This window comes from Streptomyces sp. NPDC057877 (assembly GCF_042796855.1).
Classification (GTDB): Bacteria; Actinomycetota; Actinomycetes; order Streptomycetales; family Streptomycetaceae; genus Streptomyces.
In genome coordinates this window covers 214,164-239,793 of sequence record NZ_JBHVMS010000013.1, presented here as the reverse complement: position 1 = coordinate 239,793, position 25,630 = coordinate 214,164, and the positions used below count along the sequence as shown (strand labels likewise).

At 72.2% G+C, this 25,630-nt stretch carries 21 protein-coding genes; 11 read left to right on the top strand and 10 right to left on the bottom strand.

The window, feature by feature from the left end; translation table 11 throughout:
• Window positions 1-189 precede the first annotated feature (189 nt).
• The 5 genes from ACFVQG_RS34240 to ACFVQG_RS34220 all read left to right on the top strand — a co-directional run bounded on the left by ACFVQG_RS34240 (window position 190) and on the right by ACFVQG_RS34220 (window position 5,336).
• Window positions 190-828 (top strand): TetR/AcrR family transcriptional regulator, encoded by a 639-nt coding sequence (locus tag ACFVQG_RS34240; protein WP_383391211.1) that lies wholly within the window; start codon window positions 190-192, stop codon window positions 826-828.
• Between the two features lie 412 nt (window positions 829-1,240).
• Window positions 1,241-2,302 (top strand): alkene reductase, encoded by a 1,062-nt coding sequence (locus ACFVQG_RS34235; RefSeq protein ID WP_383391209.1) that lies wholly within the window; start codon window positions 1,241-1,243, stop codon window positions 2,300-2,302.
• Window positions 2,303-2,350: 48 nt separating this feature from the next.
• Entirely contained in the window at window positions 2,351-2,812 is a 462-nt protein-coding gene (locus ACFVQG_RS34230) for a MarR family winged helix-turn-helix transcriptional regulator (RefSeq protein WP_383391206.1), read from the top strand.
• Window positions 2,813-2,877: 65 nt separating this feature from the next.
• Complete coding sequence (locus tag ACFVQG_RS34225) at window positions 2,878-4,572, top strand: BCCT family transporter (RefSeq protein ID WP_383391204.1); 1,695 nt, start codon at window positions 2,878-2,880, stop codon at window positions 4,570-4,572.
• Window positions 4,573-4,970: 398 nt separating this feature from the next.
• Window positions 4,971-5,336 (top strand): hypothetical protein, encoded by a 366-nt coding sequence (locus tag ACFVQG_RS34220; RefSeq protein ID WP_383391201.1) that lies wholly within the window; start codon window positions 4,971-4,973, stop codon window positions 5,334-5,336.
• Window positions 5,337-5,362: 26 nt separating this feature from the next.
• Here ACFVQG_RS34220 and aztD read toward each other — a convergent pair whose 3' ends face one another.
• Genes aztD through aztB form a run of 4 tightly spaced genes read right to left on the bottom strand, consistent with a single transcriptional unit; the run spans window position 5,363 to window position 9,588 of the window.
• Entirely contained in the window at window positions 5,363-6,550 is a 1,188-nt protein-coding gene (gene aztD, locus ACFVQG_RS34215) for a zinc metallochaperone AztD (RefSeq protein ID WP_383391199.1), read from the bottom strand.
• Between the two features lie 42 nt (window positions 6,551-6,592).
• Window positions 6,593-7,510, bottom strand: coding sequence for a zinc ABC transporter substrate-binding protein AztC (aztC, locus tag ACFVQG_RS34210; RefSeq protein WP_383391194.1), 918 nt, complete (start codon window positions 7,508-7,510; stop codon window positions 6,593-6,595).
• Window positions 7,507-8,733: a hypothetical protein gene (locus tag ACFVQG_RS34205; RefSeq protein ID WP_383391192.1), complete on the bottom strand. Its 1,227-nt coding sequence runs from the start codon at window positions 8,731-8,733 to the stop codon at window positions 7,507-7,509. Before ACFVQG_RS34205 ends, aztC begins: the two co-directional genes overlap by 4 nt.
• A 21-nt stretch (window positions 8,734-8,754) precedes the next feature.
• On the bottom strand, window positions 8,755-9,588 hold the full coding sequence (gene aztB, locus ACFVQG_RS34200; protein WP_383391189.1) for a zinc ABC transporter permease AztB: 834 nt from the start codon (window positions 9,586-9,588) through the stop codon (window positions 8,755-8,757).
• Window positions 9,589-9,603: 15 nt separating this feature from the next.
• Between aztB and aztA the strand changes: the two genes are divergently transcribed.
• The 4 genes from aztA to ACFVQG_RS34180 all read left to right on the top strand — a co-directional run bounded on the left by aztA (window position 9,604) and on the right by ACFVQG_RS34180 (window position 12,669).
• Entirely contained in the window at window positions 9,604-10,308 is a 705-nt protein-coding gene (gene aztA / locus ACFVQG_RS34195) for a zinc ABC transporter ATP-binding protein AztA (protein ID WP_383391186.1), read from the top strand.
• A 150-nt stretch (window positions 10,309-10,458) separates the two neighbouring features.
• Window positions 10,459-11,439, top strand: a complete 981-nt coding sequence (locus ACFVQG_RS34190; protein WP_383391183.1) for a hypothetical protein — start codon at window positions 10,459-10,461, stop codon at window positions 11,437-11,439.
• Between the two features lie 5 nt (window positions 11,440-11,444).
• Window positions 11,445-11,825, top strand: a complete 381-nt coding sequence (locus ACFVQG_RS34185) for a hypothetical protein (RefSeq protein WP_383391180.1) — start codon at window positions 11,445-11,447, stop codon at window positions 11,823-11,825.
• 151 nt (window positions 11,826-11,976) lie between these two features.
• The gene (locus ACFVQG_RS34180; RefSeq protein ID WP_383391177.1) at window positions 11,977-12,669 is read left to right on the top strand and encodes an ABC transporter ATP-binding protein; all 693 of its coding nucleotides are present in this window, start codon (window positions 11,977-11,979) and stop codon (window positions 12,667-12,669) included.
• Window positions 12,670-12,690: 21 nt separating this feature from the next.
• Here ACFVQG_RS34180 and ACFVQG_RS34175 read toward each other — a convergent pair whose 3' ends face one another.
• From ACFVQG_RS34175 to ACFVQG_RS34155, 5 genes are all read right to left on the bottom strand, one after another.
• The gene (locus ACFVQG_RS34175) at window positions 12,691-13,650 is read right to left on the bottom strand and encodes an ABC transporter ATP-binding protein (RefSeq protein WP_383391173.1); all 960 of its coding nucleotides are present in this window, start codon (window positions 13,648-13,650) and stop codon (window positions 12,691-12,693) included.
• 74 nt (window positions 13,651-13,724) lie between these two features.
• On the bottom strand, window positions 13,725-16,571 hold the full coding sequence (locus tag ACFVQG_RS34170; protein ID WP_383391170.1) for an FtsX-like permease family protein: 2,847 nt from the start codon (window positions 16,569-16,571) through the stop codon (window positions 13,725-13,727).
• A complete protein-coding gene (locus ACFVQG_RS34165) occupies window positions 16,555-19,776 on the bottom strand; it encodes an FtsX-like permease family protein (RefSeq protein ID WP_383391344.1) in 3,222 nt (1,073 codons plus the stop codon). Before ACFVQG_RS34165 ends, ACFVQG_RS34170 begins: the two co-directional genes overlap by 17 nt.
• A gap of 165 nt (window positions 19,777-19,941) precedes the next feature.
• Window positions 19,942-20,262: a sulfurtransferase TusA family protein gene (locus ACFVQG_RS34160; protein ID WP_383391167.1), complete on the bottom strand. Its 321-nt coding sequence runs from the start codon at window positions 20,260-20,262 to the stop codon at window positions 19,942-19,944.
• Window positions 20,259-20,714, bottom strand: coding sequence for an Lrp/AsnC family transcriptional regulator (locus ACFVQG_RS34155; protein WP_383391164.1), 456 nt, complete (start codon window positions 20,712-20,714; stop codon window positions 20,259-20,261). Before ACFVQG_RS34155 ends, ACFVQG_RS34160 begins: the two co-directional genes overlap by 4 nt.
• 81 nt (window positions 20,715-20,795) lie before the next feature.
• Here ACFVQG_RS34155 and ACFVQG_RS34150 point away from each other — a divergent pair, with 81 nt between their 5' ends.
• The gene (locus ACFVQG_RS34150; protein ID WP_383391162.1) at window positions 20,796-22,025 is read left to right on the top strand and encodes a MalY/PatB family protein; all 1,230 of its coding nucleotides are present in this window, start codon (window positions 20,796-20,798) and stop codon (window positions 22,023-22,025) included.
• 64 nt (window positions 22,026-22,089) lie between these two features.
• On the opposite strand, the gene ACFVQG_RS34145 is transcribed toward ACFVQG_RS34150, so the two are convergent.
• Window positions 22,090-23,511 carry a non-reducing end alpha-L-arabinofuranosidase family hydrolase gene (locus tag ACFVQG_RS34145; protein ID WP_383391159.1) on the bottom strand — a complete coding sequence of 474 codons (1,422 nt, stop codon included), beginning with the start codon at window positions 23,509-23,511 and terminating at the stop codon, window positions 22,090-22,092.
• Between the two features lie 621 nt (window positions 23,512-24,132).
• Here ACFVQG_RS34145 and ACFVQG_RS34140 point away from each other — a divergent pair.
• Entirely contained in the window at window positions 24,133-25,563 is a 1,431-nt protein-coding gene (locus tag ACFVQG_RS34140) for an endo-1,4-beta-xylanase (RefSeq protein WP_383391157.1), read from the top strand.
• Window positions 25,564-25,630: the final 67 nt, after the last annotated feature.

The window sequence follows — 25,630 nt, the reverse complement described above, 5'->3', positions numbered from 1 at the left end:
CGGGGGTGGGGCGGGGCCAGAGATGGGACGGGGCCGGAGGATGGGAGAGGGCCCGAGGAGGAGAGAGGGCCGGAGGGTGGGAGCGGGCCAGAGGGTGGGAGCGGGCCAGAGGGTGGGAGCGGGCCAGAGGGTGGCTGATAGAAGCATCAGAACTGGAATGCCCAGGGTCACCCCGGCTAGACTCCCCGCATGACCACGTCAGCGCCGCCCAGCAACCGGTTCGAGCGCCGTCGCGCCGAGACCCGGGGGGCGCTGGTGCGCGCGGCCCGGCAGATCCTCGCCGAGACCGGGGACACCAGCGCCAGCATCCAGACCATCGCCGAGCGCGCGGACGTCGGCTTCGGCTCCTTCTACAACCACTTCGCCTCCAAGACGGAGTTGTTCGACGCGGCGGTCACGGACGCCCTGGAGGAGTTCGGCCGCGCCTTCGACGAGCGCCTGCACGGCATCGACGACCCGGCGGAACTGGTCGCCGCCGGTTTCCGGCTCAGCGCCCGGATGGCCGACTCCGACCCGGAGCTGATGCGGATCGTGTGCCACCGCGGCCTCGGTCACATCCACTCCGGCACCGGCCTGGCCCCCCGCGCCCTGCGTGACCTGGAGCACGGCACCAGCACGGGCCGCTTCACCCCCGTCGACACCACCGTCGCCCTCTCCGCGATGGGCGGTTCGCTGGTCGCCCTGGTGGAGCTGAGGTTCACCCGCCCCGACCTGGACGGCGACGAGGCCGCGTCGAACCTGGCGGAGCTGATGCTGCGCATGCTGGGCGTGCCCGCGCCCGAGGCCCACGAGGTGGCGCGCCGCCCGCTGCCGGAACCGGCCGGATAGCGGGCGGCGTTCAGCCCGCCGGGGGCAGCCCAGGTCGACGAGGCGGGTGGTGCACACGTACTCGGCGATCCTGTCACCGAGCACGAGGCCGTCCTCGGCGTCCCACGGGAAGTGCACACCGAGCCAGACCCGGAACTCTCCGCGTCGTAGATCGCGGCGTTCAGCATGGCGGTGGCGAGGGCGGCGGCGAGCGCCAGGGGCCGCCACGGACGGGGGCCGGAATGGCCGACCCCGACCAGGAACATGACCAGAAGACCGCGCGTCGGGCGCCTTCCCGGCGCATCCCGGAAACATTTACTTGGCCAGCCACGTTTCTGGTGCTACGTTTTATGTGGCTAGCCAAGCGATTCCACGGATCACCCGTGAGTCCCCGCAAGTCCCCCTGAGTGCCGCGTATGTCAAGGAGAAACCCATGCTCAACGCCCTGTGGACCCCCACCGCCCTCGGCGACATCGACCTCCCCCACCGACTGGTCATGGCCCCCATGACCCGCGACCGGTCCACCCCCGAGGGTGTGCCGACCGAGATGAACGCCGAGTACTACGCCCAGCGCGCCTCCCACGCCCTCGTCATCACCGAGGGCACCCAGCCCTCCCCGGACGGACAGGGCTATCTGCTCACCCCCGGCGTGCACTCGGCGGAGCAGATCGCCGGGTGGCGCAAGGTCACCGACGCCGTGCACGAGGCGGACGGGCGGATCGTCGTCCAGCTGATGCACGTCGGCCGGATCGCCCACCCCGACAACACCCCGCACGGGCGCCAGCCGGTCGCCCCGTCGGCGGTGCGGCCCGCGGGCACCATGTTCACCGCGTCCGGCCCACTGGAGATGCCGACGCCCCGCGCCCTCGGCACCGCCGAGGTCACCGCCACCGTCGACGACTTCCGCCGGGCCGCCGCGGGCGCCGTGGACGCCGGTGCCGACGGGGTGGAGATCCACGGCGCCAACGGCTACCTGGTCCACCAGTTCCTGTCCACCAACACCAACCAGCGCACCGACCGCTACGGCGGGTCCCTGGAGGGCCGTATCCGCTTCGCGGTGGAGGTGGCCGCCGCGGTCGCCGACGAGATCGGCGCCGGACGCACCGGCATCCGGCTCTCCCCCGGCAACACCTACAACGACATCGCGGAGAGCGACACCCACGAGCTGTACCCGGCGCTCGTCCGCGCGCTCGCCCCGCTCGGCCTGGGCTATCTGCACCTGGTCCACTTCGGCGACGAGGAACTCCTCGACACCCTGCGCGGCCTGTGGCCCGGCGCGCTGGTCCTCAACCGGGCGGGCGCCGACATCCCGGCCCGCGCGGCGGACGTCGCGGACGGGCGCGCGGACGTCGTCTCCGTCGGCGCGCTCGCCCTGGCAAACCCCGACCTGGTGGAACGGGTACGCTCCGGAGCACCGCTGAACACGCCCGACCCCGCCACCTTCTACGGCGGTGGGGCGGCCGGGTACACCGACTACCCGACCCACACCGCCTGAGGACACCCCGTCGGCCTCCGCCGCACACCGCCCGAGGAAGACACCGCGATGACCGCCGTACCCCCGACCCCGAACACGGCGCGCGACGGACGGCTCAGCTACGCCGTCTTCCTGCTCGCCCGCGCCCACCGCGGTCAGGCCGCCGCGATGCTCCGCGCGATGGACCTGCATCCGGGGCAGGAGCTGCTGCTGATGCAGCTCTACGACCGGGACGGCCAGACCCAGTCCGAACTCCTCGAGAGCGTCGGCCTGGACCACTCCACCGTCTCCAAGTCGCTGCGCCGGATGCAGGACGCGGGCCTGCTCACCCGGGAACCGGCCGAGCACGACCGACGGGTGATGGTCGTACGCCTCACCGACCGGGGCCGGGCGCTGCGGGAGCCGATCGCGGCGATGTGGCGGACCCTGGAGGAGACGTCCGTCGAGGGCCTGACGGCGGACGAGGTGGAGACGTTCATCCGCATCGCCCACACCATCACGGGGGCGATCGGCTCGCGGGCCAAGGACTGACCCTGCGCACCAAGGCGGCGTGCCACCCCCCACAACCCTCGGATTCCCCACCATAGTGGGGCGTTATGAGCACGGAACCGACCGAACAGCCCGCACCGGGCCCCCCGCCCGGCACGCCCGTAGCCGCCGGACCCGACCACGCCCTCGTGGGCATCGGGATGGCGGCGGTCACCGCGGTGGTCGTGTGGGCGTGGCTCGGCGAGGACTCCTTCGACGACGTGTCGTCCTCGAGCCTGACCTGGGTCCTGAACAACTTCGGCTGGCTGTTCGTGGTGGCGGCGGACGTGTTCCTGGTCCTCTGCCTGGTCATCGCGTTCAGCCGGTTCGGCCACATCACGCTGGGCAAGGACGGCGACGAGCCGGAGTTCGGGAACCTCGCCTGGATCGCGATGATGTTCAGCGCGGGCATGGGCATCGGCCTGATGTTCTACGGCGTCGGCGAGCCGCTCACCCACTTCCTGGCGCCGCCTCCGGCGAGCGGGGCGGAGCCGGAGTCGCCGGAGGCGGCGCGCACGGCGATGGAGTACTCGTTCTTCCACTGGACGCTCACCCCCTGGGCCATCTACGGCATCGCGGGACTCGCCCTGGCGTACGCCGGTTTCCGCAAGGGCCGCGGCAACCGTCTCAGCGCGGCGTTCGTACCGCTGATCGGTGCCCGCCGGGCGGTGTCCTGGCCGGGCCGGTTGATCGACCTGCTCGCCGTCTTCGCCACGGTCTTCGGTACGGCGACGAGTCTGGGCCTGGGTGCGCTGCAGGTGGCCGAGGGCATGGACCTGACGTTCGGCGTGGACGCCACGCGCACCACGGAGCTGGTCATCATCGCGGCGCTGTCGGCGGCGTTCGTGCTGTCCGCGTTCTCGGGCCTGCACCGGGGCATCAAGTGGCTGTCATCCCTGAACATCGTGCTGGCGGCGGCCCTGATGCTGTTCGTCTTCCTCCTGGGCCCCACGGTCTACGTCCTGGACACGGTCCCGGCGTCCGTGGGCGGCTACCTCCAGAACCTCCTCCCCATGGCCACCCGCACCGGCGCCTTCACGGACCACGACTGGCTGGGCGCCTGGACGATCTTCTACTGGGCGTGGTGGCTGTCCTGGGCGCCGTTCGTCGGCACGTTCATCGCCCGCATCTCCCACGGCCGTTCCATCCGTGAGTTCCTGATCGGCGTCCTGCTGGTGCCGAGCGGTGCGACGGTCATCTGGTTCTGTGTCATGGGCGGTACGGCGCTCCGGCTGGACTCCACCAACGAGGCGGACCTCGCGAGCGCCATCGAGGACGGCGCCGAGGCGTCGCTGTTCGCGATGCTGGACGCGCTGCCGATCGGCGCGGTCACGTCCTTCGTGGCCATGGTCCTGGTCATGACCTACTTCATCACCAGCGCCGACTCGGCCTCCCTGGTAATGGGCTCCCTGACCAGCCGGGGCGCCCTGCACCCACCCTCCTGGCTCGTGGTCACCTGGGGCGTCCTCATGGCGTCGGTGGCGGCGGTCCTCCTGGTCGTCGGCGGCCTCAACTCCCTCCAGACGGCGACGATCCTGGTCGCCCTCCCCTTCGTCGTCGTCATGCTCGTCCTCTGCTGGGCCCTTTTGCGAGAACTCCGCGAGGACCCCGGCGCGGGCCCCGCCCGCCACCACGCCCTCCACGGCCTGCGCGACGTCGTCCGCACGATGGTCGGCGACGTGGTGACGGAGCAGACACGGACCCGGCACTGGCGGTTGCGGCGGGTGGCTGAGGCTCGGCGGGAGGGGGACGGGGAGGAGTGACGGCCACTCCCCCGTGGCCACCCGCGCAGGCTGCCCGACGCCGTGCACGGACCCGCCCGAGTCGCTGGAAGAGGCCCGCGCGCCTGTGTTGCGTGAGGTTCTCGAGAATCTCCCGCAGCCACCGGGCACGGGCGGCGGGCAGCCGGACCCGGGTGTGCCGGAACGCTCCAGGGTCGGCCCGGAGCAGCCGTCATCGCGACGCGACGGCGGCCGACCGACGTGTCTTCGTGCGCCGCGTCCCGGTAGCCTCCGGGGGGCGTTCCTCGTCCGCCTCTCCGGTTCGCGGGAGCGATGAAAGGTCACCGATCATGACGCACCGGCAGCCCCCGAAGTGGCGGGAGGTCCTCGGGTGTTGTGGCCTTGAGGTCACGGGAGGGGCCGCGCGGGATGGCCCGCCCGTGCTCGCGGCCATCCACGCGGTCGCCGGGTTCGAGGTCGAGCCGACCGCCGCCGTCCCCGCGTCCAGTCCGCACGCCGCCGACGAACTGGACGCGGCCTGGCATCACCATGCCGCACGGGTCGCGCTGTACGGGGCGGACGGCGAGTTCCTCGTCCTCCCGCCCGTGCCGGGAGGGAGCGAGGTCGGCTGGGTGCGGGTGAAGGACCCGGTCGGCCGAGGCCTCCCGTCACGTGTCGCCGACGTGACGGGAGAGCCCGAGTTCATCGCCGTTTCGGTGGACGGCCGCCGTCTGTGCGCCACGTCGGTCGAGGAGGACGACTACTGGGTGGTGCTCCACGAGTTCGCGAGCGCGCGGGACGTCTGAGGTCGCCGCACGGGCCCGCCGCGGCCTCAGTGCCCGGCCACCACGCCCGACAGTTCGTTGGTGCTCTCGGGCAGCGTCACGGAGGTGACCTTCTTCCCGGTTTCCAGGTCGATCGCGTGCAGTGCCTTCTCGCCGGGTTCGGAGACGTAGGCGGTGGTGTCGCGGACGAACAGGGTGGGGCGGGGCTGCTGCCAGTCGAGGGGTTCCTGCCACTTGCCCACGGCCGGGATCCTCCGGTCGACGGTGCCGCTCTCGGGGTCGATGACATGGATGGCGCCGTCGGTGCCGAGGACGAGGGCCTCGCCCTGCGGGCCGCGGGCCAGGGAGCGGAAGGAGTAGCTGGTGCCCAGGTCGACGAGGCGGAGTTCGGCCGTCTCGGTGTCGATGAGGGAGATGCGGGTGGGGCGTTCCAGTTCGGCGTCGGGGTCGGTCTTGTAGTCGCCGAGGAGGATCGGGGAGACGTCGCTGCCCGATTGGTTGCCGATGCGGCCGTAGGCGTCGGGGGCGTCGACCTTGGTGAACTCGCCGTCCTTGTAGAGGAGCATGCCGTCCTCGCAGCCGACGGCTATGGCCTCGTTCCGGGCCGCGGCCTCGCCGTGGACGCCGGGGCAGTCCTCGTTGCGGGCGATTTCCCTGTTGTCCTTGTCCAGGACGAGCGCGCCGGTGCGCTTCTCCTCGGTTCCCAGGGTGGTGAGGAGTTCGCCGTTCTCCAGTTCGATGGCGACGCCGTGGTGCGGCTGGGCGGAGGTGTAGGTGCGGGTCTCGGGCTCGCCGTCGCCGCCGAGGTCGGCGGGGTCGAGGACGTTGACCTCGCCGGTGCCGTCCGTGAAGAGGACCGTCCTCCCGGCGTGCCGGACGACGTGGCCCGGCTTCGCGCCCTTGAACTCGACGGTGGTCAAGGTCTGTGCGGCGGCGTTGAGCACGCGGAAGCCGCTGTCCGTGGAGACGATGACGTGGTCCTCGTCCCCGGCCGGGTTGACGCGGTTGAAGCCGGGCAGCTCGATGGTGCGGCTGAGCTTGAGGGTCTCGCCGTCCAGGATGTAGAGGCCGCCGTCGAAGGTGGCGACGAGGGGTTCCTTGACCGTCGCCGCGGAAGGCGTGGTCTTCGAGGAGGAGGTGGTGGAGTCCTCGCCTCCACAGGCCGTCAGGACCGTGGCGAGCGCCAGGGCGAGTGCCGTATGGGAAGCGGCTCTCCGCCGGGTGGTCGTGTTCATTGCTGTGTACGTCCTTTCACGGGAAGTGGTCGGTACAGGAGGTCAGTCGGCGGTCAGACCGGCCGTCATGGCCGTCGTGTTGGCGCGCATCATCCGCAGGTACGTGTCGGCGCCCTCGCCCTTGGCCGTCAGCGACTCCGAGTACAGTTCGACGACCCGGACCCGGCCGCCCAGCTCCGTCCGCAGCACCTCGGCCAGCCGCGTGGGCTGCGAGGAGTCGGCGAACACGGTGCGCACGCCTGCCCTCTCCATCGCCTGGGTGAGTGAGCGCAGGTCGGAGGAGCTGGGCGAGGCCAGCGTGGTGCCGCTGGGGATGACGGCGCCGATGACCCGGAAGCCGAAGCGGTCGGCGAGGTAGCCGAAGACGTGGTGGTTGGTGACCAGGGCCCGGTCGTCCTCCGGGATACGGTCGAAGGACTCGCGCATGTGGGTGGCGAGGTCCGTCAACCTGCCGTCGTAGCGGCTGGCGTTGGCGCGGATCGTCGTCTCGTCGACCCCGTCGACGTGCTCCGTCACCCGGTCGGCGATCAGCCCGACCGCCGTCCGCATCCGCTCCGGGTCGGTCCAGAAGTGCGGGTCGGCCTCGCCGTCCACGCCCGGGCCGAAGGTGAGCGGGTCGACCGCCTTGCCGACCTCGAAGGTGGCGACCCCGGCCGCGCGGGCGGCGTCGACATGGCGCAGGACGTTCTCCTCCAGGCCGAGGCCGTTGTAGACGACCAGGTCGGCCTGTTCCAGTTCGGCCGCCTGGCGTGCCGACAGGCCGAAGGAGTGGGGGTCGGCGTTGGGTCGCATCAGGACGGTGACCTCGGCCTCGGCACCGGCTATCTCCCGGGTGACGTCGCCGAGGATGTTGGTCGTGACCACGATCCGCGGTCGGTCCCCGTCGGCGGTGCAGGCGGTGGCGGAGGTCACGGCGGTCAGGGCGAGGAGACCCAGGAGGAACCGGCGCAGCCGTCTCATCGGCCGGTCTCCGTCATCAGCGCCGGTCGGATGTCCAGCTCGAAGGAGCGGGCGACGCGGAGGTCGTCGTTGTAGTCGATCTCGAACACCTTGTTCCCGTCGGGGTCGTTGACGTAGGCGCGGCTGCGGTCGACCTCGATCGCGGCTGGCTGGTCGCCCGTCAGCAGCCGCTGCGTGCGCGCCCGTTCCTCGCCGGTCGCGATGTCGTAGCCGTGCAGGGCCCCGTCGTTCTCCAGTACGAGGAGCAGGGCGCCCTCTCCCGCGGTGTTGGCCGCGACGACGGGGCCGGTCTCGACGCGGGTCCAGGCGCGTTCGGTGACGTCCAGGACCCATACGGCGTCGTCCCCGGCCGGGGCGGTGAGGGTGTCGCTGCCGGGCCGGTACCGGAAGGCGGTGGCGCGTTCCGGCGTCGGCACGCTGTCGTCGTAGGGGATCCTCTCGGCGGCGAGTACGCCGTCCCGCTCCTCGCGGACGAGCAGGGCGCCGTCGGCGCAGGCGAAGACCACGCCGCGCCGGGTGACGGCGTCGCCGCGTGGGTCCTCGCACTCGGCGTCCGGGGCGCTGACGCGTTCGCCGTTCCGGGCGAGGACGGCGAGTTCGGTGGTGCCGCCGCGCTCGGCGAAGGCGAGCAGGTGCTCGGCGTACGGGACGACCGCGCCGGCGTAGGTGCCGGGCAGTGTCCGGTCCGCCTTGATCTGGCCCTTCTCCAGGCTGGCGCGGTCGTGGAGGACGGCTCGGCCGTCTTCGCCGGTCACGGCGGTCACGGCGGCGTCGGCGCGCACATGTGCCCGGTCGCCGCCGGGCAGTTCGCCGACGTCGCGGATCGCCGCGCGGTAGTAGTGGACGTGGTCGCCGTGGTCCACCGTCCACGTGCCGCTGTCGAGCACATGGGTCCGGTCGGGGGTGTGGAGGTAGCCGAAGCGTCCGTCCGTCGCCAGCCGGGTGGCGCCCCGCACCGGTGCCGTTTCGGTCGTCTCGCCGGTGATGAGGTCGAGGACGCGGGTGTCTCCGGTCGCCGGGTCGTTGAGGACGAGCCGGGACTGCTGTTCGGCGGACTCCCTGGCACCGGGCACGTATCCGTGTGGGGTGGTGGACGGTGAAGTCGCGGGCTTCTTCGTGTTGTTGTCGGTCGGTGTCGTGCAGGCCGTGGTCAGCAGCGCGGTGCACACCAGCGCGGCCGAGACCCATGCAGTGACGTTTCTTCGGACGGTCGCGTCGGTCACGACGGATGCCTCGGATTTCGTTCAGTCGGTTCGGGGACGCGTGCGGCGGCGGAGGCCGGACGCGACGGTGGAGAGGAAGAAGAGGCTCACCGAGAGCGCCGCGACGGTGGCTCCCGCGGCGGTGCTCAGATGCCAGGACAGGAGCAGGCCGCCGAAGGTCGCGGCGACGCCGAGCAGGGCCGCGAGCACCATGACCCCGCGCACACTGCGGACCCAGGGCAGGGCCGCCGCGGGTGGGGCGATGAGCAGTCCCAGCACCAGCAGGGTCCCCACGATGTGGAACGAGGCGACGATCGCCAGCCCCAGCAGCCCGAGCAGGACGGCGTGGGCGAGGCGTGGACGCAGCCCCAGCGTCCGGGCCTTACGGGGGTCGAAGGCCAGGGCGAGGAAGGCGCGGTGACCGAGGACCGACACCGCGAGCGCCGCCAGCAGTGCCGCCCCGAGGAGGACCAGGTCCTGCTCCCGCACCGCAAGGACGTCGCCGAAGAGGAACCCGGTGAGGTCCACCGCGAACGACTGCGAACGCGACACGATGATCACGCCCAGCGACAGCATGCCGACGAACAGCAGTCCGATGCCGGTGTCCTGCGACAGCCGTGGGGTACGGCCCAGGGCGGTCACGCCCGCCGTCATCACGGCCGCGCTCGCGACCGCGCCGACCAGCAGGTTCCCACCGAACAGCGCGGCCAGCGCGACGCCCGGCAGCAGCCCGTGCGACATGGCGTCCCCGAGGAAGGCCATCCCCCTGAGGACCACCCAGGTACCGGCCAGCGCGCAGATCGCGGACACCAGGATTCCGCCCCACAGGGCGCGCTGCACGAAGGTCACCTCGAACGGGGCCGTCAACCACTCCATACGGACGACACTACAATGAAAATCATGTTCAACAAATCCCCTCACCGAGCCGCTCGCGTCCGCGTCACCGACCTCTGCGCGGGCTACCCGGGACGTCCCGTCCTCCGCCAAGTGACCGCCGAGATACCGGCGTTGTCCGTCACCGCGCTCGTCGGTCCGAACGGCAGCGGCAAGTCCACGCTGCTCGGCGTTCTGGCGGGTGTGATCCAACCGACATCGGGCGAGGTCCGGCACGACGGCGACCGGCCGCCCGCGTTCGTGCCCCAGCGGGGTGCCGTCGGTGACACGCTCCCGCTCACCGTGCGTCAGACGGTGGAGATGGGCCGCTGGGGCGAGCGCGGCCCATGGCGCCGCCTGACCCGCCGGGACCACGCCGCGGTGGACGCGGCCCTCGACCGCCTGGGCGTCGGCGACCTCGCCGCACGCCAACTGGCGGAACTCTCGGGAGGCCAGCGCCAGCGCGCGCTGATCGCCCAGGGGCTGGCGCAACACTCCGACCTGCTCCTCCTGGACGAGCCCACGACGGGCCTCGACCCGGAGGCCCGCCAGACCATCGCGGCCCTCCTCACGGAACTCGCCGCCGACGGAGTGACCATCGTCCAGGCCACCCACGATCTGGACACCGCCCACTCCGCCGACGTCTGCCTCCGGCTCGAGGACGGCCACCTCGGCGTCCAGGGTCGTACGGGGGCGGAACCGGACGTCAACACGGCACGGTGAGGGCAACCATTCCGCCATGTCAGGGGTCTAGTCAGTGATCACGTTCGTGGTCGCACTGACGAGGAGACCATCATCACCGCGATACGTAAGACCCTGACCGCCACCGCAGTCGTCGGCGCCGTCCTGGCGGGTTCGGCCGCCTGCGGCACCGTGGAACAGCTCTCCGCCGGGCAGCAGCTGGACCAGGCCTTCGAGAAGCTCGGCCAGGAGAAGACGATCTCCTTCGAACTGGGCCTCGACACCGACAAGAAGACGCTGCTGGCGCTGGACGAGTCGTCGGACCCGGAGCCCGGCGAGGAACTGCCCGACGAGGTCGCCGACCTGCTCAGTGGCGCGAAGGTCAGTTTCACCGTGCAGTCGAAGAAGCCGATCGACGAGTCCGGCGAGAAGGACTACGTCGGCATGGCCATGAAGGTCGGCACCAAGGACGGCGACCTCGTCGAGTACCGGGTCATCGGCGACTACATCTACGTACGGTCCGACACCGCCGCCCTCGGTAAGGCGATGGGCGCTCCCGTGCCGTCGGCGGACGACCTGCCGCCGGAGGCGGGCGCGCTCAAGAAGGCGCTCGCGGGCGAGTGGGTGAAGATCGACGCCGAGGAGATGGAGAAGACCACCTCGGAGCTGGAGGGCGAGTCCGGCGCGGAGCCCGAGCCGGAGCCCACCCTCGACGCCAAGACGCAGAAGAAGCTGCTGGCTGCCGTCCGCTCCACCATCGCCCGCGAGGTCGAGTTCAAGACGTCCGACGGCGAGGACGGCTCCGAGCACATCACCGCGACCGCGCCGTTCCGTACGCTGATCTCGGAGCTGCTCGGCGAGATCCGTCCGCTCGCCAAGGACCTGCCGCCGGGCGTGGAGCTGCCCACGGCCAAGGATTTCCAGGACGCCCCCAACACCAAGGTCTCGGCCGACTTCACCCTCAACGACGGCGAGCTGACCGAGGTCTACGTCGACCTCTCCAAGCTGGCCGAGAACGCGAAGGTGAAGAAGCTGGGCCTGAAGGTGCGGCTGGGCGAGGGGGAGACGGTCACGGCCCCGTCCGGCGCCACCGAGCTGGACATCGAGGAGATGCTGGGCGGCTTCGGCGCCGCGATGATGGACGAGGAGGCCTTCGGCGACGACGTCGCGTAGGCCCGGTGACGGTTCGACCCGCGACCCCGCCGAGGGCCGCGGGTCGAACCACGCGGTGCGCCGCGGCCGTCAAGCGCCCCGACGTCCTCCTGCTGGACGAGCCCACCAGCAACCTCGATCCACCGGCCCACCACAAGCTCTACGCCGTACTGTCCGACTTCACCGCCTACGAAGAAGCCGTCCGCGGCCAACGGGAGGTCGCCGAGAAGTACGTCCGCGACACCGGGACAAGCCGGTCGGGCAGCTGTGCGCCCCTGTGGGTTCTCCTCGGGCTGGTCAAGGTCGAACTCGGGGACTTCCAGAGGCACGCGCTGCGCTGGGCGATTCCGGTGTCCGTCGCTTGCATCGGGTTCGCGTCGCTGACCGGGGCGATCAGCGTGACCTGAGGGGCGAGAGCGTGGCGTGTCACGGGCCCTGCTCGCGGCGTCGTTCCGCGAGCGGGGCCCGTGGCGTGTCGTGGGGCCGGGTGCGGGTGGGATACTGCGCGCCGCGGAATCAGGGGAACAGCGGCGGAACAACGGAGCATACGGGGGCACGATGGGCCAGGCGGTGACCGCAGCCATGCTTCAGGTGGCGGACGTACACAAGTCGTACGGCCGTGGCGCAGGCGCCGTGCACGCGCTGCGGGGCGTGTCCTTCGCGGTTCCCCGCGGTGAACTCGTCGCCCTGAAGGGCCGCTCGGGCTCGGGCAAGACGACCCTGCTCAACATCGTCGGCGGGCTGGACGAGCCGGACAGCGGACGTGTCACCGTCGACGGGCTGGACCTGCGGGAGCAGGGGGAGGACGCCCTCCTCGCGCTGCGCCGTGAGCGCATCGGCTTCGTCTTCCAGTCGTTCGGGCTCATCCCCGTCCTCACGGCCGCCGAGAACGTGGGCGTGCCGCTGCGGTTGCGCCGGGCGGACCCGCGTGAGCGGCGGGAGCGCGTCGACCTGCTGCTCTCCCTCGTGGGGCTCGCGGACCACGCCGCGCAGCGCCCGGGCGAGCTGTCCGGCGGCCAGCGCCAGCGCGTCGCCATCGCCCGCGCCCTGGCCAACAGCCCCTCGATCCTCATCGCCGACGAGCCGACCGGCCAACTGGACGCGGAGACCGGGCACTCCGTGATGGAACTGCTGCGCGCGGTCGTCCGCAGCGAACAGATCACGGCCCTCGTGGCCACGCACGACACAACGCTGCTCGACCTCGCCGACCGGGTACTGGAGCTGAAGGACGGCGAGGTCACCGAGTCCTGAAGACGGCGCGATCACCGGGCCCTAGGAGCCACCGGGCGTGTCGTCCGGGCGGACGGCGATGTGGTCGGGCTCCAGCTCCAGGGCGACCCGGTCGCGCATCCCCAGCGCCCGGGTGTACTCGGCCGGAAGCTGGAGCCGCCCCGCCCGGTCCAGCATGGCGTACTCGCGGGCGACCAGGTTCTCCTGGCCGGTGGCGGAGTCGACCTCGCTGCGGCGCAGGACCTCCGTCGACGTGCGGCCGTCCCGGATGGCGACCGTGCGGCGGACCTCACCGGCCACGGACTGGTCGTGGGTGACGATGACGATGGTGGTCCCCAGCTCCTCGTTGGCGGTGCGGAACGCGGCGAAGACCTGCTCGGCGGTGTAGGAGTCGAGTTCGCCGGTGGGCTCGTCGGCGAGCAGGACCGCGGGGCCGCCCGCGAGGGCGACCGCGAGGGCGACGCGCTGCTGCTGGCCGCCGGACATCTGCTGGGGCCGCCGGTCGCGGCACTCGGCGACGTCCAGCAGGTCGAGGAGTTCCATGGCGCGGTCGGCCCGCGCCCGGCGCCCGCCTCCCGCGCGGGCCAACTGCAGGGGCAGGGCGACGTTCTGCGCGGCGGTGAGGTACGGCAGGAGATTGCGCGAGGTCTGCTGCCAGACGAAGCCCACGGTCCTACGGCGGTAGGCGAGCCGTTCCTTGGCGGACATCGCGAACAGGTCGTGACCGGCGACGCGGGCGGCTCCTGCCGTGGGTCTGTCCAGCCCGGCCAGGATGTTCATGAGGGTGGACTTGCCGCTGCCCGAGGCGCCGACCAGGGCCATCAACTCGCCCTCGCGCACCAGGAGATCGAGGCCCTGCAGCGCCTGGACCTCCACACCGTCGGCGGAGAAGATCCGTACCAGCCGGTCGCAGGTGATCAGGGCGTCGTGTCCGTAGACGGCGGCGTCACGCGCGGCGCGCGCACGGTCGGCCAGCTCATGGAAGGTCGGGCTACTCGTCATCGGCTGCTCTTGGCGGACGGACGGGAGGGCGGAGGGACACGGGCCGGTGTCGCGGGGGTCCGGTGTGCCGTCGTCTAGTGGTCACCCAACCTCAGCTCCCGCACCGACCCCCGCCGACTGGCCCACCACGCCTGCCCCGCGGGCACCCCCACGGCCAGCAGCAGCACGGCGAGCGCCGGAACCGTCAAAGAGAGCGGATCGGTCCGCAGGGCGGCCCCGTCGAGGGCGGACGGGGAGGCCAGCGCGATGGCCGTGAGGTCGATGCCGGGTGACAGCAGGTGAATGCCGACCCAGCCGGTCAGCATGCCGCCCGCCGCGGCCAGCAGCGCCTGTGGGAGGGCCGTGAGGATCAGCAGTCGGCGGCCCTGGGCCCGGCTCATGCCCATCGTGCGCAACCGGGCGAGCAGGGCCCGGCGTTCGGGCGCCGTGCGCAGCACGGTCAGCACCAGGGCGAGGACCGCGTAGCCCGCGCCCGCGGCGACCGCGGCGCCGTAGAGGCGTTCCGTGCCGGACCGCAGCGGTGAGTCGACGTGCCGCGCGCGTTCCTCGGCACGCAGCCGGACGGCCGCCCCCGTGCCGTCCGCCGCCGAGCGCAACGCCCGCCCGTCGAGGGAGTCGCCGGTGAGCAGCAGGGTCGTCGTCGCCCGAGCCGGGCCCCGGGGAAGGGCGGCGCGGTCCACTATCAGGAAGTCGTCACGGATCACGGCCGGGGTGCGCTCCCTGACCAGGACGATCCGTACGGTGAGGGAGGTGCCGTCCGGGAGCAGGACGGGGTACGGGCCGGTGCCGTACGCCTCGGCCACGCGAGGTGAGGCCAGCGCGGGCAGGGTCCGGTCGGCGCCGCTGGCCGTCGTACCGGTGTTCCCTTGCGCTGTCGTACCGGCGTCCCCCTGCCCCTTCGTACCGGCGTCCCCCCGCCGGAGGCGACCCGCGTCGAACGCGCCCAGCCCCGTGCGCCGCGCCAGCCGCGCATAGGCGTCGGGGTCCACACCGGCCAGCGGTACCACCTGACTCCCCTGCCCCGGCTTCGCCTCGTACGTGACGCTCGCCTCCGTCATGTCCCGTACGCCGGTCAGTCCGCGGACGCGGTCCGGCAGGCCCCGGGGAAGCGCGCCGGTGGTCGTCTCCACACGGCCGTCGGCGCCGACGGCGAGGAGCGCGGCCTGGTCGCGGGCCGCCGTCACCCCCGCCAGGACCGAGCCGCCGAACGCGGCCGTGGTCAGGGCGCTGAGCAGGGCGAGCAGCGGCAGCACGGCGAAGCCGGAGGCGCGGGACGCGTGGGCCAGCGACAGCGGGATCACCAGGCCGCGCATCCGGGCGGTGACCTTGCCCAGTGCACGCAGGGGCAGGGGGTGGAGGCGTACCAGCAGCAGCGCCGCGACCGCGCCGGTCAGCACCGGGGCGGCGGCCACCAGCCCGGCGCTGCCCGCCCCTTGGCGGCGCAGGGCGACGACCGCCCCCACCGTGACCACCAGCACGGTCAGTTCCGCCACCGTGCGGCGCCGCGAGGGCCGGGCGGCGGCGAGGTCGTCGCGGCCGTCGTGCGCCCGTACCGTGCGGTGTGCCGCGAGGGCGCGCAGCGGGAGCGCGGCGCAGGCGAGCAGGGTGACGGCGAGGGCGGCGGCGACGGCGGGCGCGGTGCGCGCGCCGGGCAGGGCGAGCAGCGCGGCGGTCAGTCCGAGCGCACCGGACGGCACGGCCACCACCGCCGTCTCCGCCAGCAGCCGGACGGCCAGCCCGGTCAGTGCGGCCCCGCGGGCCCGCAGCAGGGCCAGCTCGGCGCGTCGCCGATCCGCTGCCACGCCGCCGGTCATGGCCAGCACGATCACGGCGAGGCTGCCGGTGCCGACGGCGGCGAGCAGGAGCAGCGGTTCGATCCCCGACCGCAGTGCGGCGTGGCCCGCGAGGACCTCGTCGAGGAACGTCTGGGCCTCCAGGCGCTCGTCGACGGCCGCCCGCAGGCGCTGCACGCCCGGCCCCGACTCCAGGGCGGCGACGGCGGAGGCGAGCCGGTCGAGGTCGTGGCCGCGCAGGGTGTCGAGGTCGGGGGCCAACTGCCAGTAACGGTGGGGGCGGCCGGGGGTGCCCAGGAGGACCGGGCCCGCGTCGGGGGCGAGGAGCAGGCCGCCGAGCCAGTACACCTCCGTCGGCGCGCTGCCCGGCAGGCGGCTCTGCGCGGGGGTGCGCAGCACCGGCTGTGCCGACCAGTACGCGCCCTCGGCGTCGCGCGGGGCGACGACGCCGGTGACCCGGACGGCGAGCGGGGCGCGGCCCGAACCGGGTACGTGGATCACCGAGCCCACGCGGATGCCGAGCGTGCGGGCGGTGTCCGTGGTGACGGCGGCCTCGACCCGCGCGGTCGCCGCGGTCACCGGTTCGCCGCTGGTGCGCGGCAGTCGGCCCGCGGTGAGCCGGGCGTGGGAGTCCAGGTCCTGCTGGGCGGCGAGCAGCAGTCGGGCGGGCAGCCCGGCGGGCTGGGGAAGCCAGCGGTCGGACGCCTCCAGGGCGACGGTCGTGCGCACGCCGTACGACGACTGCGCGGGGTCGGGGACCAGCGGCGCCTCGGCGGTGGCGAGCAGCTCGGCCTGCGCGGCGGCGAGCGGCCCGGTGCGCAGGGCGGCCTCCGCCTCCTCGATCGTGTCCGTCCAGGGCGGCGGGGCCTGCGTCTGCACGGTCGTCCGGTCGGGAAGCGCCTGCTCGACGGCCCGGCGCAGCCCCGCGTCCCCGTACCGGTCGACGGCCCGCGGGTACGCGGCGGCCAGCGCGGCGGTCACGGCCACGAGCAGCGCGAGGGCAAGGGACGTACCGGCGAAGGCCCGCAACCGGGTCCGCAACCCGGCGTGTCGCGCGCTCACCGCGTCACCCCGCCCCGGGGAGCGACGAACGTACCGGCAACGTGTCCGCTCACTGCCCCACCTCATCCCTCAGAGCCCCCACAGGTCTCGCCCGCCGCAACGCGAGGGCCACGGTCACCAGCGCGGGCCCCGCGGCGAGGCCCGCCAGCAGCACGGCCAGCCGGGGCAACGGCAGTTCGACCAGCACCGGCGGGAGCGGCCGGGTGGCCTCCCCGGTCAGCACGACGAGGGGCACCAGCGCATACGTCAGCACCACCCCCAGCGCGGTGCCGACCAGCAGCGCCAGCGCCACCAGCACGCCGTGCTCCACGGCGACCAGCCGGGCCAGCCGACGGCGCGGTGTCCCCAGGGCGCGCAGCACGGCGAACTCACCGTCCCGTGCCCGCAGCGCCCCCGCCGCGCTCACCGCGAAACCGAGCGAGGCGAACAGCACCGTCACCGCGGCGGCCCCGAGCAGCGCCGCCTCCGGCGCCGCCCCGAACGGGTCGTCGCGCAGCTGTGCCGCGATCTCGTCGCGCACCACCACCTGCTCCGGTTCGACGTCGGGCAGGGCGCGAACAGCCGCCGCGACCGCGCCGGGCGCGGCCGTGCGCAGCCACCACTCGGTGGGTGTGAGGCCGGTTCCGTCGCGGGCTCGCAGCACCCGGTCGACGGCCCGGAGATCGACCAGCAGGGCCCCGCCGTCCCGCGCGGTGGCCTCCGTCGTGGGCAGGGCGCTCGCGGTACGGACGATACGTACGGGCACGGAACGGCCGTCGAACCTCACCTCCACGCGCTGGCCCACCCGCGCACCCGAGGCGGTGAGGAACCGGTCGGTGGCGACCGCGACGATCTGGGGCACCGGGGGCTGGGCGACGTCCAGGCGGACCGTCAGCGGCGAGGCGGGCCAGGAGACGTCCGACGGCACATGACCGGTGCGGTAGGTCATGGTGACGGGCGCCGTCGACGTGACGCGGGGGCGGGTCGGCCGGGCGCTGTCGTCGGGGGAGGCGGCGGCCGAGTCGGCCTCGACGGCGGTCGTCCACCGCGTCGGCAGGGTCAGGCGCCGGACGTCGCCGTCGGCCGCCGTCGCCGTGAGCGCGCCGAGGGCCAGTCGGTGCCGGTGGGCACGGCCGCTCGGCTGCGACGTACGCAGTTCGAGTCCCGTCAGGGCCAACGGGCCCCGCGCGCCGCCCAGATCAGGGGTCAGCCGGTGCGGGCGGCCGTCGGCGGCCAGGCGGCCGGACGGTATCGCGTAGGAAGTCCCGTAACGGTCCCGCACGGAGAGCGTGACGTCCCCGCCGGGCCCCGGCACCGTACTGTGCAGGGCTGCGGTCAGCGTGAGCCGGACCGTACCCGCGGGCACTTCGATCCCCGTCGGCATCCCACGTGGCGCGAGCCCGGCGAGCATCGGCCCCTCGGTCAGATCGCGCCGCGCCAGCACCGCCCCGGCCGCCCCTGCGGTGTTCAGGGCCACGACGGTCGCGGTTCGGCTGCCGGAGAGCGGCATCGTGCTACGGACCGCGGGGGCGATCCCGTCGACCCCCGCAAGGCCCGCGTAGACGTCCGTACGCCCCACACCGCCACCCCCCGCGGCCAGCACCCGCACCTCCGCCCCCGCGCGGAAGTCGGCCTGGTCGTCCTGGGAGCGGTGCCAGGACGCGCCCTGCCCGATCGCCACCACGCCCAACGCGACGGAGATGACCAGGAGCAGCACGGGCCCCGCTCCGCGCATCGGCCGACGGCTGAACTGCCAGCCGACCATGGCCCCGGTCAGCCCGCGCCCCCGCACCAGAAGCCGCTCGCCGGTCCGCGCCAGCAGGGGCAGCAGCCGTAGCACCAGCACGGTTCCGGCGAGCAGCACCAGGGCGGGCGCCACCACCAGCAGCGGGTCGACACCGAGGACGCCCGCGCGGTCGGCGGTGACGGCGCCGGAGCGCTGGCCGTCGAGCAGCCAGAAGGCGACCCCGGCCACCGCGAGCAGCCCGACGTCCGCCCCGGCGCGCAGCGGCACGGGCAGCGCCCTCGCCCGCACACCGCTCGCGAAGGACGCCCGCCACGCCGGAACGGCCACCGCCACCGCACACAGCACGGCGACACCCGCCGCGACCGCCCACACCTCGGCCCGCCCGCCGACCGGCACGTCCACGCGTACCCCGGTCCGTCCCAACGCCCCCTGCCCTGCCATCAGCCGCGTCAACGGCCCGGCCACCAGCGGCGCCACGATCACCGCTGGCAGGGCGATGAGCAGTGCCTCCAGCGCGGCCAGCCCCGCCAGCCGCGCCCGGGTGGCTCCGCGCGCCCGCAACAGCCGGGTCTCGCCCGTCCGTTCTGCGCTGAGCGACCCCGCGACGAGCAGCAGCGCACAGCCCGCGAGCAGGACAAGCTGCACGGCGACGATCAGCACGCTGGACCGGGTGACGAGCAGCGAGCGCTCGATCCGGTCCAGCACCTCGGGCAACCCGGTCGCCCCGACGGTCATCCCACTGAGCGCGGGCCGCTCCCGCAACTCCGCGCTCCCGGACCGGACGGCCTCACGCAGCGCCCCGATGCGCGTCGTCGTCAGCGAGGAGTAGTCGGCCGACACCAGCCACCCCGACGCCCCGGCGCTCACCCGCCCCGACGTCGCCACGCCCTCGGCGGTGAGCAGTGGACCGTACGTCGTGAACCCGGACGCCTTCACACCCCGGCCGCCGAGGTCGTCCAACTGCCAGTAGGGCGCCCGGACGTCCACCGGCCGGTACACACCGGTGATCAGCACCCGTACCGGCGGGCCGTCCAGCCGGTCGGTGACGGTCAGCCGCTCACCGGGGCCGATCCCGAGCCGCCGGGCGGCACTCCGCGGCAGCGCGGCCTCGACGGTCCCCCCACTCACCGCCGCCTCGCGCGGCAGGCGTCCGTCGACCGCCCGCACCTGGGTGCGGTCCAGAGCGGCGAAGTACGTCAGCGCGGGGTTCCCGTCCCGCTCGGCTCCCGTCCGCAGCCCGCCTGGCAGGGCGTAGGGCCCGGACCGCGGCAGGGTGCGTACCCGGACGGGCAGCCCGTCGAAGATCTCGCGGGCCCCCGTCCGCACGGCTTCATCCGCCGCCCGTCGCTCCTCCTCCGGCACATCGGCCTTCACCACCAGCGCGGCCTCGGCCGCGGTCCGCCGCTCACCGAGTGACCGCCGCAGTGCCGCGTCACCGATCGCACCCGAGTACGCGGTCAGCGCGGCCAGCACGGCCGTGGTCAGCAGGACGGTCAGCAGCGCGGCCCCGAGCAGCGCGCGGTACCCCCACGCCCGCGACGCGATGAACCGCAGCACGCCCACGGGCACCGCTCGTTCCCCCACCCAGCCCCCCGTCTCCTCACCGCGCGGACCGGGACGCGTGGCGGCGTCGGTGCCGTGCGGGTGCAAGTGGGCATTCTAGGACCGGCTTTAGTCACATGGTGATCGGATGCCGACGGTTCTTGAGCGTCAGCGCCCTTGCTCGGGTGCTCCCCGCAGCGGGTGCCAGGGTGCGTCGGGGCGGGTGGTGAGTGCACCGGCGGCGAGCCGCAGGGCGTACACCGGCCGCTCGGAGCCGGGGACGGGCCCGAGATAGGTGTGTCCGGTCATATGGCACCAGGCGGGCAGGTCGAGCGGTGCCGCGGGGTCGGTGGCGATGACATGGACGACGGTGCCCGGCGGGACGCCGTCGATCTGCTTGCGCAGGCGGAGGAGGAGGGTGACGCAGAGCAGCCCGGTGCCGTCGACGGTCAGTGCGGGCTCCGCGGGCAGGGGCGAGGGTGTCGTCATGAGGCCCGCTCGGGCAGGGGCCGCGGGTGCACGGCCTGCTTCATCACGATGGTCGAGTTGAGACTGCGCACGCCCGGCAGGTGAATGAGTACGGATTCGTAGAGGTGCTGGTAGGACGGCAGGTCCGCGGTGACCACGCGGATCAGGTAGTCCGGCTCCCCGAACAGCCGCTGGGCCTCGACCACCTCGGGGATATCGGCGAGCGCCGCGTCGAAGTCCGTCACCGCGTCGGGACGGCTGAGCGTGGCGAAGACCAGGACCTCGAACCCGTATCCCATCGCCGCGGCGTCGACGACGGCGCGGTATCCCCGGATGACCCCGGTCGCCTCCAGCTCACGGACGCGCCGCTGACACCGGGAGACGCTGAGCCGGACCCTGTCGGCCAGATCGGTGAGCGTGATGCGGCCCTCGGCCTGAAGGATGGCAAGAATTTTGCGGTCAGTACGGTCCACTGGACAAATCATAGCGCGGAGACCCTTCACCCTGGCAAAACTCACCAACATTTTGCGCGGCATCCTGGCTAGCATCCAGCCATGGCACCCGACCCCTCCTCCCCTGTCTCCGCGGGCACCACCGGCTCGGTCTTCGACACCGTCGTCGACCGCAGGAACAGCAACTCCCTGAAGTGGGCGTACGCCCCTCAGCTGCTGACAGCCGACGAAGCGGCGGCCGACCCGCTGCCGATGTGGGTCGCCGACACCGACTTCCGGGCACCCCAGGCCGTACTCGACGCGCTCCACCGGGCCGTGGACCACGGGGTCTTCGGCTATCCCGGAGGCGCGACCGACAGCTACGTCGACGCCGTGACCGGCTGGCAGGCCCGGCGCTTCGGCTGGGAGGTCCGGCGGGAGTGGGTGATGCAGACGGCAGGCATCATCACCACCCTGAAGACGGCGGTACAGGCCTTCTCCTCGCCGGGCGACTCGGTCCTGATCCAGCCCCCGGTCTACGTCCACTTCCACGAGGACGTCCTGCTCAACGGCCGCCACCTCGCGTACGCACCGCTCCAGCGAACCGACGACGGCTACGCGTTCGACGCCCGGGCCTTCGAGGCCGCCATCCGCCCCGACACCAAGCTGTTCGTCCTCAGCCACCCCCACAACCCCACGGGCAACGTGTGGACCGAGGACGAGCTGCGCACGATGGGCGAGATCTGCGCCCGCCACGGCGTCCTTGTCATCTCCGACGAGATACACCAGGACCTCGTCGTCAACCCGGCCCGCCAGCACATCCCGTTCGCCTCGCTCGGCGAGGACTTCGCCCGCAACAGCATCACCTGCACCGCCCCCAGCAAGACCTTCAACCTCCCCGGCCTCCAGAGCGCCAACGTCTTCGTCCCCGACCCCCGGCTCCGCGCGGAACTGGCCCGCCAGTACGACCGCAATCTGTTCCCGCTGGTCAACGTACTGGGCATGGTCGCCGCCGAGGCCGCCTACACCCACGGCGAACCCTGGCTCGAGGAGCTGCTCCCCTACCTGCGCGGCAACCACGCCCACTTCGCCCGGTCGGTCAACTCCGCCACTTCCCGGGTACGGGTCCTTGCGGCCGACTCCCTCTATCTGGCCTGGATGGACTGCCGGGGCCTCGGCATGGACGCCGAGCCCCTCGACAAGTTCATGCTCACCAAGGCACGACTGTGGCTGGACAGGGGCCAGAAGTTCGGGACCGAGGGCCACGGCTACATGCGCGTGAACCTGGGCTGCCCCCGCTCGACGGTCGACGAGGCCGTCAGTCGACTGGTCACGGCCGTCGAAAGCCTGTGAGACGGAGGGAACCCCGGCCGCCGTACGGCCGGGGTTCCTCGGCGTGTCGGTCACGCGGGGGGGGTCAGCGCTGCAAGGTGAGGACGCCCGGGCGCCACGGCAGGCGGTTGTAGTCGCCGCCCGCGTTGGGGTCCTTGCCCTGGTAGAGGAACTGCAGGTTGCAGGGGTCGATGGTCATGGTCTGGTCGGGGTTGTTGCGGACCAGGTCACCGTGGCTGATGTCGTTGGTCCAGGTGGCGCCGCTGTTGGCCCTGCCCGCGAAGGGGTTGCTCTCGCTGGCGGCCTGCGGGGTCCACGTCCCGTTGAGGCTGGAGGCCGTGAAGGAGCGGAAGTAGCGCCCGTTCGCGCCCATCGCCTCGACGATCATGAGGTACTGGTTCTGGCCCTGGACCTTGTAGACCTGCACGCCCTCGAAGAGGTTGGCCTTGGTGTCGCTCATGATCGTCGTGTACGACGATCCGAAGTTGCCCGGGAAGTTCCCGATCGGCATGCTCGCCCGGTAGATCTTGCCGTTGTCACCGGCGAAGAACAGGTACATGTTCTGGCCGTCGGCGATCAGCGTCTGGTCGATCGGACCGGTGTCGGAGCCGGAGATGCTCCCGGTGAACAGCGGCTGCGGCGCGGACCAGCCGTTGGGGTTGGTGGGGTCGCTCGACGTGCGGTAGATGAAGGGCCACTGACCCCACTGGTACGCCAGCACCCAGATGTTCTTGGGCGCGAAGTAGAACAGCGTGGGTGCCACCGCGGCCTGGTTCATGCCGATCTGACCGGCCGACCCCATGTCCGACCAGTTCGTGAAGGGACTGAACATCATCGAGCCGTACGACGATCCGAAGTTCGTCGCGTAGACCAGGTGCCTGCCGTTGTGCGTCACGGTGGTGAAGTCCTTCACCGCGGCCCACCCGTTCGCAGGCTGTGCCAGCGCACCCGTCGACGTCCACCGGTAGGTCGACGGAAGGGAACACGTGCCGTCCGGCGGTGTCGACGTCAGCCCGGTCCACTTCTGGTTGCTGCCGCCGTTGCACGTCCACAGCTGCACCGCCGTACCGTTGGCCGTAGCGGCCCCCGCGGCCTCCAGGCACAGCCCGGACTGCACGCCGACCACCGTGCCGTCGGCGTTCACCCGCCACTGCTGGTTCGCGCCGCCGGAACAGCTCCAGATCTGCACCCGGGTACCGGCCGTGGTGGCGCCGCCCGGGACGTCCAGGCACTTGTTGCCGTACACGGTGAGCTGGTTGCTGTCCGTCAGCGTCCACAACTGGTTGGTCCCGCCCCAGCAGTCGTAGATCTGCAGGTTCGTGCCGTTGGTCTGGCTGGCGCCCGGCACGTCGAGACACCGGTTCGATCCGACACCGCGCAAGGCGCCGGTGGAAGCCGCCTGAGCCGGGGTGGTGGCGACGAGCATCGCCGCCAACGCGGTCAGGACCGTCACCGCGGCGGCGAGCACCGCGGACGGATGCCTGCGGCTGAAACTTCGTCTGTGCATGGAGACTTCCCCAACCTTGAGTGGGCGGTTCCGGTCGGCCTCGTCAGAGGCCGACCGGACTGTCGGTGGTGAGGGCTACGACAAGGCATTGGCGAGGTCATGACATATGCATATCGCCAGTGCCGTCCGAGATATCGAACAGGGGTCGAAGTGTCGAGCAACCTGAATGATAGGGACCCGCCGAACGGCGTCAACACCTCTCGCACATATCGCCGGGGATATCGAAACATTCGCGAGCAGGGCTCAAACGAGAGGAGTTCACGCCCTCGCCGAAGCGGAGATCGGCGAGAATCAGGGCACCGACAGGGGGCGCGACGCGCCCGCGACCAGCCCGCCCATGGCAGCCGACAGTCCACCGGTCGAGCGCTCCGAAAGTTTTGAGCGGAGAACAGAAACTTTCTCTGCGACAAGTCTTGACGATGCATCACCAACACCTCAATCATCCCTGTCTGAGGAACCGGCCGCAGATCGATATGTCGAACCACGCTGAGCCGCGATGGAGCCCCCGCACCTCCGTCGAAGACCGTCCCGCTCCATGACCGCGGTGTCCGGTGATTCCGTACTGCCTGGCGATTCCCTGCGCTTCAGTCCTTCCGTGATCTCTACCTTGGAGGCACAGTCATGGGCTCGTATGCCCTTGCCAGACCCGCTATCCGCCGAAAGATCCGCGGCACGCTGTTGGCGCTGGTCGTCGGCGTCCTCGCGGCGGTCGCCACCCTGGCCGCCCCCCCGACCGCCCACGCCGCCGAGAGCACCCTCGGCGCCGCCGCGGCGCAGAGCGGCCGCTACTTCGGCACCGCCATCGCCTCGGGCAAGCTGGGCGACTCGACGTACACGACGATCGCGAACCGTGAGTTCAACTCGGTGACGGCCGAGAACGAGATGAAGATCGACGCCACCGAACCCCAGCGTGGCCAGTTCAACTTCACGGCCGCCGACCGCGTCTACAACTGGGCGGTGCAGAACGGCAAGCAGGTACGCGGCCACACCCTGGCCTGGCACTCCCAGCAGCCCGGCTGGATGCAGAGCCTCAGCGGCAACGACCTGCGGCAGGCCATGATCGGCCACATCAACGGCGTGATGGCCCACTACCGGGGCAAGATCGCCCAGTGGGACGTCGTGAACGAGGCCTTCGCCGACGGCAGTTCGGGCGCCCGGCGCGACTCCAACCTCCAGCGCACCGGCAACGACTGGATCGAGGTCGCCTTCCGCACCGCGCGCGCCGCCGACCCGGCCGCCAAGCTCTGCTACAACGACTACAACGTCGAGAACTGGACCTGGGCCAAGACCCAGGCCATGTACAACATGGTCCGCGACTTCAAGCAGCGCGGCGTGCCGATCGACTGCGTCGGCTTCCAGGCGCACTTCAACAGCGGCAGCCCCTACAACAGCAACTTCCGCACCACCCTGCAGAACTTCGCCGCCCTCGGCGTCGACGTGGCCGTCACCGAACTCGACATCCAGGGCGCCTCGTCCACGACCTACGCCAGCGTGGTCAACGACTGCCTGGCCGTCTCGCGCTGCCTCGGCATCACCGTCTGGGGCGTGCGCGACACCGACTCCTGGCGATCGGAGCAGACGCCGCTGCTGTTCAACGGCGACGGCAGCAAGAAGCCCGCCTACACCGCCGTACTCAACGCGCTCAACGGCGGCACCACCACGCCCCCCGGGGACGGCGGACAGATCAAGGGCGTCGGCTCGGGCCGCTGCCTTGACGTGCCCAACGCCAGCACCGCCGACGGCACCCAGCTCCAGCTGTGGGACTGCCACAGCGGCACCAACCAGCAGTGGACGTCCACCGACAGCGGCGAACTCAGGGTCTACGGCAACAAGTGCCTGGACGCCGCGGGCACCGGCAACGGAGCCAGGGTCCAGATCTACAGCTGCTGGGGCGGCGACAACCAGAAGTGGCGCCTCAACTCCGACGGTTCCATCGTCGGCGTCCAGTCCGGCCTCTGCCTCGACGCCGTCGGGGCCGGAACCGCCAACGGCACCCAGATCCAGCTCTACTCCTGCACGAACGGCAGCAACCAGCGCTGGACCCGCACCTGATGAGGCCCCCCACACACGAAAGGGTGCATCGATGACGGCCCACGGTACGGCTCCTCCCGCCCCGCCG

Bases quoted from the DNA above. Each gene is read 5' to 3' on its own strand.
- ACFVQG_RS34235 (WP_383391209.1), top strand. From the start codon at position 1,241: ATGCTCAACGCCCTGTGGACCCCCACCGCCCTCGGCGACATCGACCTC.
- ACFVQG_RS34225 (WP_383391204.1), top strand. From the start codon at position 2,878: ATGAGCACGGAACCGACCGAACAGCCCGCACCGGGCCCCCCGCCCGGC.
- ACFVQG_RS34140 (WP_383391157.1), top strand. From the start codon at position 24,133: ATGGGCTCGTATGCCCTTGCCAGACCCGCTATCCGCCGAAAGATCCGC.
- ACFVQG_RS34160 (WP_383391167.1), bottom strand. From the start codon at position 20,262: ATGACGACACCCTCGCCCCTGCCCGCGGAGCCCGCACTGACCGTCGAC.
- ACFVQG_RS34170 (WP_383391170.1), bottom strand. From the start codon at position 16,571: ATGAGGTGGGGCAGTGAGCGGACACGTTGCCGGTACGTTCGTCGCTCC.
- ACFVQG_RS34230 (WP_383391206.1), top strand. From the start codon at position 2,351: ATGACCGCCGTACCCCCGACCCCGAACACGGCGCGCGACGGACGGCTC.
- aztC (WP_383391194.1), bottom strand. From the start codon at position 7,510: ATGAGACGGCTGCGCCGGTTCCTCCTGGGTCTCCTCGCCCTGACCGCC.
- ACFVQG_RS34240 (WP_383391211.1), top strand. From the start codon at position 190: ATGACCACGTCAGCGCCGCCCAGCAACCGGTTCGAGCGCCGTCGCGCC.
- ACFVQG_RS34150 (WP_383391162.1), top strand. From the start codon at position 20,796: ATGGCACCCGACCCCTCCTCCCCTGTCTCCGCGGGCACCACCGGCTCG.
- ACFVQG_RS34180 (WP_383391177.1), top strand. From the start codon at position 11,977: ATGGGCCAGGCGGTGACCGCAGCCATGCTTCAGGTGGCGGACGTACAC.
- aztD (WP_383391199.1), bottom strand. From the start codon at position 6,550: ATGAACACGACCACCCGGCGGAGAGCCGCTTCCCATACGGCACTCGCC.
- aztB (WP_383391189.1), bottom strand. From the start codon at position 9,588: ATGGAGTGGTTGACGGCCCCGTTCGAGGTGACCTTCGTGCAGCGCGCC.
- ACFVQG_RS34175 (WP_383391173.1), bottom strand. From the start codon at position 13,650: ATGACGAGTAGCCCGACCTTCCATGAGCTGGCCGACCGTGCGCGCGCC.
- ACFVQG_RS34145 (WP_383391159.1), bottom strand. From the start codon at position 23,511: ATGCACAGACGAAGTTTCAGCCGCAGGCATCCGTCCGCGGTGCTCGCC.
- aztA (WP_383391186.1), top strand. From the start codon at position 9,604: ATGAAAATCATGTTCAACAAATCCCCTCACCGAGCCGCTCGCGTCCGC.